The following is a 9,424-nucleotide window of genomic DNA, read 5'->3' as shown; positions in this document are numbered from 1 at the left end:
ACGTTGACAAGAACTACCTCAACGCTTCAAACATCGGAGAGGTGGAAGCCCGTCATCTGCACAACGCCGGCATAAGCTACCGGCCATTCGACTGGCTCACAGCCACCCTCGAGGTCCAGAACATCACGGACAAGCAATACGCGGATTTCTACGGATTCCCTCTTCCGGGCCGATCCTATTTTGGCACGATCAGGATCGCTTTCTGAAGCTCCCGATCCGCATAACGGCTAACTTACCGGAACCGCCTCCGCAAGAGCTAGACGCCGTCACTTTCGCCTCGGCGCGTGGGGGAATTCGGGAGGAAGCCCCCTCTTCCCTTCGAACCGGCGCCTACGAGTCTCGAGCTTCCCTCGCCCCTCTCGTCGGTTCGGAAATCCCTTGACAATTTTCTCGCGCGTACGCTAAAGACCGAATCTGAACGAAAGTTCGAAGCTTTCGGTTTTGCCTTTTGACTCGAAACCCCTTTCCCTCCGGCGCATAACCCATGCACCTGAAAAGAAGTGGGCGACAGGAAATCGGTAGGTTGGACTATGTACAACGCGACAGGCGGGGAGGATCGGTCGGCTTCGGACAGTGCATTCGAGTTGGAAAATGCAGATGCGTGATCGATCCGGAGCGAATTCGCTTATGGATGATCGGAACATCCGCTCTTGACACGCATTACGGCAAGGTGAAGGAAACGGCATGACAAAGACTCTCTGTCCTTCTTTCCGGGAAACGAAACTGCTGAAACGGGGATTCGTGCAGTTGTACCTCGGCGCCGGCTTTGGCAAGAGCATGGCCGTTTTCGGATTGGCCGTGCGGCTGGCCACGTACAACTCCAGCACCTATATCGCTCGATTCTGGGATAAGGAAATCCAACAACCGCTCAGTGTCCGTAAACTGATACCCTACATCGACGTGGAGTTGTTCGGAGGGACCGGAGAGAACGAACCGTCGGGCGCCGAACACGGGACCGATCCGGCCCATGAGGGTATAACCCAGTTGGCGGGCGCACTCCAATCCGGCACATACGCGTTGGTCGTAGGAGACGCCCTCCTGGACGCTCTCGAGGCGGGTTTGGTGACGGACGAGGAGATCAAGAGTCTTCTTCGGGCGAGACCCGATAACGTGGAACTCTTGCTTACCGGAGAAACGGCTCCGGTTTGGCTCATCGACAAGGCCGATCTGGTTACCGATCGCCGCAATATAGACGTTTCAGAATATATTGATAAATACCGCAGGACCGCTTGAAGGGCTGTCCGGAGACATGCCGTCCTTAGCCCGAGGGAAGGTCTGGGTGTCCACCTTTTGGTTGGGACAAGGAGAGGCTCCGAACGGTTCATGATGAAAATACGGATTGCCTTTTATAAATGTGGTGGATCATCATTCACATGGACCGCCAAGTCGATGTTGGCGAATTGAGCATACGATATGAGTCTTGAGTTTCTTGTGCAGCGGCAGGCCTCGAGTTTCGAAAGTCCTTTCAAGAACTTCGAAACCGTGACTCTGGAAGGTGAAATCCGTACGGATCCGATAACGGGCCACGTATGCCGGGTGGTGCCTTTCAGACTCAAACGTTTTGAGGCGCGAGACCTGACGGAACTGATCGAAAGATCTCGAAAGATTTGCCCTTTCTGTCCCGAATGTGTGTTTGATAAAACGACCCGGTTTACATCGGATTTCGGAGCACCCGGAGGACGTATTAAAAGCGGCTCGGCGATCATGTTTCCCAACGCGTTTCCCTACGCCGAGTACAGTGCGGTGGTGGTTCTCGGACCCGAACATTTTGTCGATCCTGCCTCCTTTACTCCTGGGATGTTCGTAGACGGGTTCAACGCGTCCAACGTATACCTTCAGCTCGTGCTCGATCGTTCTCCCGATGTTACGTTCGCCTCCGTCAACGCCAATTACATGCCGCTGTCCGGCGCGGGTCTGATCCATCCCCATCTGCAGGTCCTGGCCACGGATAAGCCCACGCGTTACCATGAGAAACTGATTCGAGCAGCCGACGCTCGGGACGGGAACCGGCCATCGGCCCTCTTTCTCGAACTCCTCGAAACAGAGGAGCATGCCGGAGAACGCTACGTTGGACGCACCGGAGCCGTGCACTGGCTGTCGGCGTTCGCGCCAACCGGAATGTACGACGTCTGGGGCCTTTATCCGGAAGGCCCTTCTTTCATCGAAATGGATCAGTCTGTTTACCATGACTTTGCGGACGGTCTATGTCGGGTGCTCCGGTTCTTCGGAAGTAAGTACATCCAGAGTTATAACCTGGCGCTTTATACCTGTTCAAAAACTGAGAGAACCCCGACGTTTCACCTGGCTCGCGTGGTTCCAAGGGTCAACCTCCCCGGATTCGACGTGTCCGATATCAACTATTTCGAGCGATTGCACGATGAGTCGCTTACGTTTTTCACACCCGAAGAAGCTGCGAAGGAGATGCGAGGGTTCTTTTAGAATCGGTCCGGACATCTCGAGTCGTTTCCCCTGATCGGCGTTCCCCGGATTGCCGACATCCGAGCCCTTATCCCCTCACGAAACCACGTATTCCCTACGGGCCGCACACACCGACGATCGTACGGGAACGCATAGGGACTTCCACACCCTGACCTTGGGCGACAATGACACGGATTAACACAAGCGACAGATTACACGATTTCGATGTAATCGTGATCGGGGCAGGACACGCCGGCTGCGAGGCGGCTCTGGCCTCGGCTCGCATGGGCTGCCGCACCCTGCTCATGACAATCAATGTGGATCACATTGCGGCCATGAGTTGCAACCCTGCGGTTGGAGGGCTCGCCAAAGGGCATCTGGTAAAAGAGATCGATGCGCTGGGCGGTCAGATGGCGAAAATCATCGATCGGTCGGGCATACAGTTTCGCCGGTTGAACACGAAAAAGGGACCCGCGGTTCAGTCCTCCAGAGCCCAGGCGGACATGGATCTCTACAAGCGAGCGATGCGGTGCGTCCTGGAACAACAGGAGAACCTGGTGATCAATCAGGCCATGGCGGATCGCCTGCTGGTGAAAGCCCGGTCTATCGAGGGCGTGGAGAACAGCCTGGGACAACGGTTCATGGCGCCCAACGTCATCCTCACCACGGGTACGTTTCTGCACGGCTTGATCCACGTCGGCCTCAGGAACTTTCCGGCCGGTCGAATGGGGGACCCACCCAGCAACACGCTTTCGGATTGTCTCGGAGACCTGGGATTTCACGTCGAACGGCTCAAGACGGGCACCACTCCTCGCCTGAACGGCCGCACCATAGATTACGCGGGGCTCGAACCCCAACACGGTGACCGAAATCCGCGGCCTTTCTCTTTTTCAACAAAAAGCATCGATCGCGACCAAGTCCCGTGTCATATCGCCTATACCAATGAAAGAACGCACGAAATCATTTTGAGCTCCCTGGATCAATCTCCCCTGTATGCCGGTGTAATCAAAGGCACGGGAGCACGCTACTGTCCTTCCATCGAGGACAAGGTGGTGCGCTTCCGGGAGAAGCCAAGACACCAGATCTTCCTGGAGCCGGAAGGCCTGGAAACCGAGGAAGTATACCCCAACGGCATACCCACTTCCCTCCCTGTCGAAGCTCAGATTCGTATGGTGCATTCGGTCAGGGGTCTGGAAAAAGCGGAGATCGTTCGACCCGGATACGCCATCGAATACGACTACGTGGACCCGATTCATCTGAAGCATTCGCTGGAAGCCAAGGCCGTGAGTGGACTTTTTTTCGCCGGACAAATCAACGGAACGTCAGGCTACGAGGAAGCCGCCTCCCAGGGCCTGATGGCGGGTATCAACGCGGCGCTTCGAACCATGGGACAGGAGCCGTTTATCCTGGGGCGCTCGGACGCGTACATCGGCGTTCTAGTGGACGATCTGGTCACGCGGGGCACCAAAGAACCTTATCGAATGTTCACGAGTCGAGCGGAATATCGGCTTCTGCTCCGGGAAGACAACGCAGACATCCGGTTGCGAGATAAGGGGAGGATCCTGGGCCTGGTGGACGATCACGAGTATTCCGCGTTTCTGGAAAAACGAAAGCAGATTGACGCCACGCTGGAACGACTGCGGGGGCAACGGCTTCAGCCGACTGCAACGGTGAACGATCGCCTTCAGGAACTGGGTACGGCTCCCCTGTACAATCCCGCGACCCTGGCGGATATCCTTCGTCGCCCTGAAATGGTTCTATCAAAACTGGCGTTGTTCGACGAATCTCTGATGGACCTCGAGCCGGCGGTGACCGAACAAGTGGAAATCCAGATCAAATACGAAGGCTACCTTCGAAGGCAGGAAGAAGACGTATCACGGTTCAAGAAGGCGGAATCGGAACTCATACCTGAAGATATGGAGTTTGGAGGAATCCCGGGTCTGTCCAACGAAATGCAGGAAAAACTGACTAACATCCGGCCCCGTTCCTTGGGCCAGGCTTCCCGTATCTCGGGAGTCACCCCTGCTGCGTTGAGCATTCTTCAAGTGTGGATGAAGCGAAACTCGGTTAGAGCGTCCCATCAAGACAAGGTGTCCAATACCTGACCTGTAGCCGCCCGATAGACCCTGCGGATGGATCGCGCCGTTCGGGTGATGCGGCTGATTGATCAAGAGCGAGGACGGACCCATGAACCCTCTTAACAAAGTACTATTCGTGATTCTTATCCTCGTGACGGCGGCCGGGTGCGCCGGCTCCGTCAAGGGCCTGCCCATTAATGACGGCGTGGAGAAATTCCCGCTTTACACGTCCGAATCCCGGGATCATGTGCAGGTTCAATACTTAGGAGTGGGCGGTTTTCTGATCCGGAGGGGACAGCACGCTCTTCTCACTGCTCCTTTTTTCTCTAACCCTTCGATGTTTCGGGTCGCCTTTGGGAAAATTCAATCCGATCCCTTGCTCATAGAGAAGTTTCTCCCCACGGTGTTCGACGTACGCCATATTCTGGTGGCTCATACGCATTACGACCACTTGATGGACATCCCCTACATTGCTCAGTACCGATCCCCGTACGCGAAGATCTACGGGTGTCCAACCGCGAAAAACATTTTGGGCTCCGTTCTGCCGGAAGACCGCCTGGTTGCGATACCACCCGACGCATTCGCCAAGCCTGCGGGCATACTTGAAAGCTCTCCCGAGGGTGCGCCCGGTAAATGGTGGCCGGAGGAAGGCGGTGGGATCCGGTTCATGGCGATTGAATCGGAACATGCCCCCCATTTCTGCGCCTACGATCACGCTCTCTGCGTGCGCCTTTTTTCCGGCAAGGTCGAGAAACAGCTCAAGACTCTTCCCTACACCGCCTATGGATGGAAGGAAGGGGATACCGTCACTTATCTCATCGATTTTCTGGGACCGGACGGCAAGCGGGTGGATTTCCGGATCTTCTATCAGGATGCCGCCGCCACGGCGCCGTATGGCATTCCTCCGCAATCGGGGCTTTTGGACCAGAAACGGATTGATCTGGCCATACTCTGCGTGCCGGGCTTTAATGAGGTCGAGGGTTATCCGGAGGGAATCATCGAAGCAACCAGGCCACGTTTTGTACTATTGGCCCATTGGGAGGATTTTTTCAGACCCCCGTCCGATGACCCGGACGACTTGAGGGTTGTCCCCGGCTCCAATCCGACGATATTCATCGATAGGATGAAGCCCCTTTTGCCCCCGGATGCCGATTATGCCCTTCCACGCCCCGGCGCCGGATTTCGATTCAGGGTGGTTGACTCCGACTAAGCCTTTCTTCCGGTTCCGTGCGACAACGATCCGGCCACCCGGCAGACCAGCATACTAGGCCTGGTCGCAGCTCACTTCCTTTTCACCGAACACATCGGCGGTAAATACGTAGATTTCCGTCTCCTTGTCTTTCCATGCGTTCCTCGGCAGACAAGCTTTCAAGCAAGTATGGTCCAGAAAGGTGTCCCGATCCCATCCATACTGCGTGGCCACCTGAGGCAAAAGTACTCCTCTGCAGTTCCTGCGAATGATATAGATCCCGTGGGCGCCCACTTCCACTTCGCATGGATCATAGATCCGTCTCAGCGGAGAAAGCACGGAGATTTCAAAGTCAACCTCATCGATTTCATATTTTTTCAACGGCGGAAACCGCGGGTCCTCGAAAGCGGCGCACGACGCCATGTTGCCGATTGTCTCGTAGAGAGGCCTGTCGCAGGTGAATACACCGATACATCCCCGCAAGGCCCCTTTTTTGTGCAACGATACAAAGGCTCCACACCGACATGAAAGCTCCTCGTTTTCAGGATCCTTCGCGACACTGCAAGCACCTTCGAGACGGTCTTTCACTGACTTTCTTGCTATACGCAACAATTCATTTTTCGCGTTTTCGGTCATGTTATGCTCTTGCATTCCAAAACTCCGATCTGTCGTATCTACGAACGTATTTTAAATGTACTATAGGTACGATGTTGATACCTGTCAAAAGGTGATCAGATGTTGGAAGGTGGGAGACGGCGACCCCGGTCCCAGAATGACCCTTCCTCCGGCGTAGCCCACACATCCATGAGGAAGGCGCACTCCAAAGCCTTTAGGAACGTTTCAGCAACACCTTTCCAACTGGAGCTGGAGCGCGCGCCGATAAGACACGAGGCTGGTACGATACGCGCAACCACTTGAATATCCTGCCGGGCTTGCGGGGGACATGGATGCAAGTGTGTGCGTCCGCCAAAACTCCGGCGCCTCGGGATTATGAGTCATTTTCCATTTGGAAGATGACGTATACCATGAAAGATTAAAGGGTTATGCATTAACCCGATATACCGGCAGATGCCTTCGGCTTCTTGGCTTCGGTTTCTTATTGACAAGCGCCGACTCAAGTGGTAATTCTTATTACTTTAAATTCTCCGGCGCAAGGCTAACTACAAATCCCTTCTGCTTATTCGGACTCCGTGACTGGTGTCTCGACGCGTCCTTGCACCGGCTCAAAATACATCGGGAAGGAGGGACCGCAAGTTGAAGGCACTGGGCAAACATTTAATTTTGGAGTTCTATGGATGTACGCCGGAAGCGCTAAATGACAAAGAGAAGATAGAAACCACACTGGTGGAAGCCGCGGTTAACGCCGGAGCTGAGGTCATTCATCCCTTTTTTCACCAGTTCTCTCCTCACGGCGTCAGTGGCGTCGTAGTCATCGCAGAATCTCACCTATCCATACATACTTGGCCCGAATACGGTTACGCAGCGGTGGATGTGTTCGTGTGCGGGGATTACGTGGACTGCGACCGGGCATACGAAACCATTCGGACCGAACTGGGGGCCAAGAGCACGCAAGTCATCGAATTCAAGCGAGGCGCGCTCGACATCCCAAAAGAGGAACTTCGACACAAGTGACCCCATGAAACCAGACCGGCCGGAGTTTGCGGCTGGTGTTCTCAACGCCTCGAGCGAATGGAATATAGGAGCATCGATTGACGTGGCGTGAACGGTATCGCAAAGAGCAGGCATGGGGGATCCTCTCCAGCGTGGACATCCGTGGATGCAAGACAGAGCGCATTACGGACGAACGTGTGGTTCGAGATTTCGCCTCCGCGCTGTGCAAAGTGATCGATATGAAGGCTTACGGAGACCCCTTGGTGGTCCACTTCGGCACAGGGGAAGTCGAAGGTTTTTCCCTGGTCCAGTTGATCGAAACTTCTCTTATCAGCGGGCATTTTGCCAACGAATCCAACCGAGCCTTCATAGACATATTCAGCTGCAGGTATTACGAGCCCGAAGCGGCGGCCCGCTTTTGCTTGGAATACTTTCAGGGCGAACAATACGGCCTGAATGTTCAACTCCGAAAATAGGTATCGGGATGCTCGAAATGTTCAAACACGCAATGGCCAAACTCGGAACAACCATGGACTTATGGTTCGAAGAGAAGATCGAAATCGGATTTGGAACCACCTTGCGTGTCCGTGTCGAAGAATCACTGTGTCACTTCAGATCGGATTTTCAGGACATTGCCGTGCTGAAAACATCCCGATTGGGCCGAATGCTGGTCCTTGACGGGATCATCATGGTGACCGAGTTCGACGAGTTCGCTTATCATGAAATGATGGTGCACGTCCCCATGCTGGTCCACCCGAATCCCGCACATGTCCTCATCATCGGAGGCGGCGACGGAGGCGCGGTGCGCGAGGTGTTAAGGCATCCAGGGGTCAAGGAAGTGCATCTTTGCGAGATCGATCCTCAAGTGGTGGAAGTCTCCAAGAAGTATCTTCCCCGCCTGGCATCGCGGCTGGACGATCCGAGGGTGGCCGTGCACTATGCCGACGGCGCCAAGTTTGTCGAGGATCATCCCGGCCGATTCGACGTGATCATTGTGGATTCCACCGATCCGTCCGGACCGGGTGAAGTCCTATTCAAGGAACCCTTCTACCGTAACGCGCGTAACGCCCTGACGGAAGATGGGATCGTCGTTGCCCAGTGCGAGTCGTTTTTTTATCATAGAGAGGTGATCAGCAGTCTTTTTTCCTTCCTGGGAGGCATATTCCCGAGCTGCCATTACTATTACAGCATGGTTCCAACATACCCCAGCGGGATCATCGGATTCTCTTTCGGATCCAAGAAATTGCATCCGGTGGAAGATTACCAAGAGGCCCGTTTCCAGGCCCTGGAGGGCCTGAGATATTACAACCCTGAGGTTCACAGAGCGGCTTTCAAGCTCCCTACTTTCGCACAAAAGACGTGTAGTCCTCCTTCCAATACCGCTTCCTGATAGAGAGGGTAATCCGCGACATGAAGATGATCGCTCCGTCCTTGTTATCCGCGGACTTCACCAAACTCGGAGAAGAAATCGACCGGATTCAGCGTGCAGGCGCCGATCTGATACATGTGGACGTAATGGACGGACACTTTGTACCCAATATCACCTTCGGTCCTCCGGTGGTCCGCAGCATTAAGCGCGTGGCCGACCTGCCCCTGGACGTTCATCTGATGATCGAGAATCCCGACGCCTACATTCCCGCCTTCGCCGAGGCCGGATCGGATTATATTACCGTACACTCGGAAGCCGGCATACACCTGAATCGGACGCTTCAACTCATCAAAGAATGCGGTGCGCATCCTTCGGTATGTTTGAACCCTTCTTCTCCGCTTTCTCACCTGGAGTATGTGTTGGAATACGTGGACATGGTGCTTCTGATGAGTGTGAATCCTGGATTCGGCGGGCAACGCTTCATTCCAAACGTGCTTCAGAAAATCGAACGCCTGAAACAGACCATCAGCGATAAGGGGCTCAACGTACTCGTCGAGGTGGATGGAGGGGTCGATCTGGGCACGATCGGATCCGTCGCCCGAGCCGGAGCGGACGTGTTTGTCTCCGGCTCCGGTATCTTCAACAGCAGGAATTACGCCGAAACCATCCGCAGCATGAAAGTCATCATCGAATCCGAAGGCGGTCGTTGAAGCTTCCCTGCTTGTGATCAATCCATTGAGCAGGAATCCCCCCGGGGAA

Annotated in this window: 10 protein-coding genes; 9 read left to right on the top strand and 1 reads right to left on the bottom strand. The window is 54.8% G+C overall.

The genetic code is table 11. The features are described from left to right. The 5 genes from HY788_23160 to HY788_23140 all read left to right on the top strand — a co-directional run. The coding region (locus HY788_23160; GenBank protein ID MBI4777043.1) for a TonB-dependent receptor at nt 1-206 on the top strand (206 nt) is incomplete at its 5' end. A gap of 478 nt (nt 207-684) precedes the next feature. Further along, the gene (locus tag HY788_23155; GenBank protein ID MBI4777042.1) at nt 685-1,233 is read left to right on the top strand and encodes a cob(I)yrinic acid a,c-diamide adenosyltransferase; all 549 of its coding nucleotides are present in this window, start codon (nt 685-687) and stop codon (nt 1,231-1,233) included. Nucleotides 1,234-1,413: 180 nt separating this feature from the next. Beyond that, nucleotides 1,414-2,439 carry a hypothetical protein gene (locus HY788_23150; GenBank protein ID MBI4777041.1) on the top strand — a complete coding sequence of 342 codons (1,026 nt, stop codon included), beginning with the start codon at nt 1,414-1,416 and terminating at the stop codon, nt 2,437-2,439. Between the two features lie 164 nt (nt 2,440-2,603). After that, a complete protein-coding gene (gene mnmG, locus HY788_23145; GenBank protein ID MBI4777040.1) occupies nt 2,604-4,523 on the top strand; it encodes a tRNA uridine-5-carboxymethylaminomethyl(34) synthesis enzyme MnmG in 1,920 nt (639 codons plus the stop codon). A gap of 82 nt (nt 4,524-4,605) precedes the next feature. After that, nucleotides 4,606-5,706, top strand: coding sequence for a hypothetical protein (locus HY788_23140; GenBank protein MBI4777039.1), 1,101 nt, complete (start codon nt 4,606-4,608; stop codon nt 5,704-5,706). Nucleotides 5,707-5,760: 54 nt separating this feature from the next. On the opposite strand, the gene amrA is transcribed toward HY788_23140, so the two are convergent. Then, nucleotides 5,761-6,336, bottom strand: coding sequence for an AmmeMemoRadiSam system protein A (gene amrA, locus HY788_23135; protein MBI4777038.1), 576 nt, complete (start codon nt 6,334-6,336; stop codon nt 5,761-5,763). Between the two features lie 603 nt (nt 6,337-6,939). Here amrA and HY788_23130 point away from each other — a divergent pair. The 4 genes from HY788_23130 to HY788_23115 all read left to right on the top strand — a co-directional run bounded on the left by HY788_23130 (nt 6,940) and on the right by HY788_23115 (nt 9,375). Next, on the top strand, nt 6,940-7,317 hold the full coding sequence (locus HY788_23130; GenBank protein MBI4777037.1) for an S-adenosylmethionine decarboxylase proenzyme: 378 nt from the start codon (nt 6,940-6,942) through the stop codon (nt 7,315-7,317). A gap of 77 nt (nt 7,318-7,394) precedes the next feature. Further along, on the top strand, nt 7,395-7,772 hold the full coding sequence (locus HY788_23125) for an S-adenosylmethionine decarboxylase (protein MBI4777036.1): 378 nt from the start codon (nt 7,395-7,397) through the stop codon (nt 7,770-7,772). A 53-nt stretch (nt 7,773-7,825) separates the two neighbouring features. Beyond that, nucleotides 7,826-8,686, top strand: coding sequence for a polyamine aminopropyltransferase (gene speE / locus HY788_23120; protein ID MBI4777035.1), 861 nt, complete (start codon nt 7,826-7,828; stop codon nt 8,684-8,686). Between the two features lie 20 nt (nt 8,687-8,706). Then, entirely contained in the window at nt 8,707-9,375 is a 669-nt protein-coding gene (locus HY788_23115; protein MBI4777034.1) for a ribulose-phosphate 3-epimerase, read from the top strand. Nucleotides 9,376-9,424 lie beyond the last annotated feature (49 nt).

Source organism: Deltaproteobacteria bacterium (genome assembly GCA_016208165.1).
Taxonomy (GTDB): domain Bacteria; phylum Desulfobacterota; class Desulfarculia; order JACQYL01; family JACQYL01; genus JACQYL01.
Note: the sequence above shows the minus strand (reverse complement) of the source record. Positions and strands in the feature narration are given on the sequence as shown.

Bases quoted from the DNA above. Each gene is read 5' to 3' on its own strand.
- HY788_23155 (MBI4777042.1), top strand. From the start codon at position 685: ATGACAAAGACTCTCTGTCCTTCTTTCCGGGAAACGAAACTGCTGAAA.
- HY788_23150 (MBI4777041.1), top strand. From the start codon at position 1,414: ATGAGTCTTGAGTTTCTTGTGCAGCGGCAGGCCTCGAGTTTCGAAAGT.
- amrA (MBI4777038.1), bottom strand. From the start codon at position 6,336: ATGCAAGAGCATAACATGACCGAAAACGCGAAAAATGAATTGTTGCGT.
- mnmG (MBI4777040.1), top strand. From the start codon at position 2,604: ATGACACGGATTAACACAAGCGACAGATTACACGATTTCGATGTAATC.
- HY788_23115 (MBI4777034.1), top strand. From the start codon at position 8,707: ATGAAGATGATCGCTCCGTCCTTGTTATCCGCGGACTTCACCAAACTC.
- speE (MBI4777035.1), top strand. From the start codon at position 7,826: ATGGACTTATGGTTCGAAGAGAAGATCGAAATCGGATTTGGAACCACC.
- HY788_23140 (MBI4777039.1), top strand. From the start codon at position 4,606: ATGAACCCTCTTAACAAAGTACTATTCGTGATTCTTATCCTCGTGACG.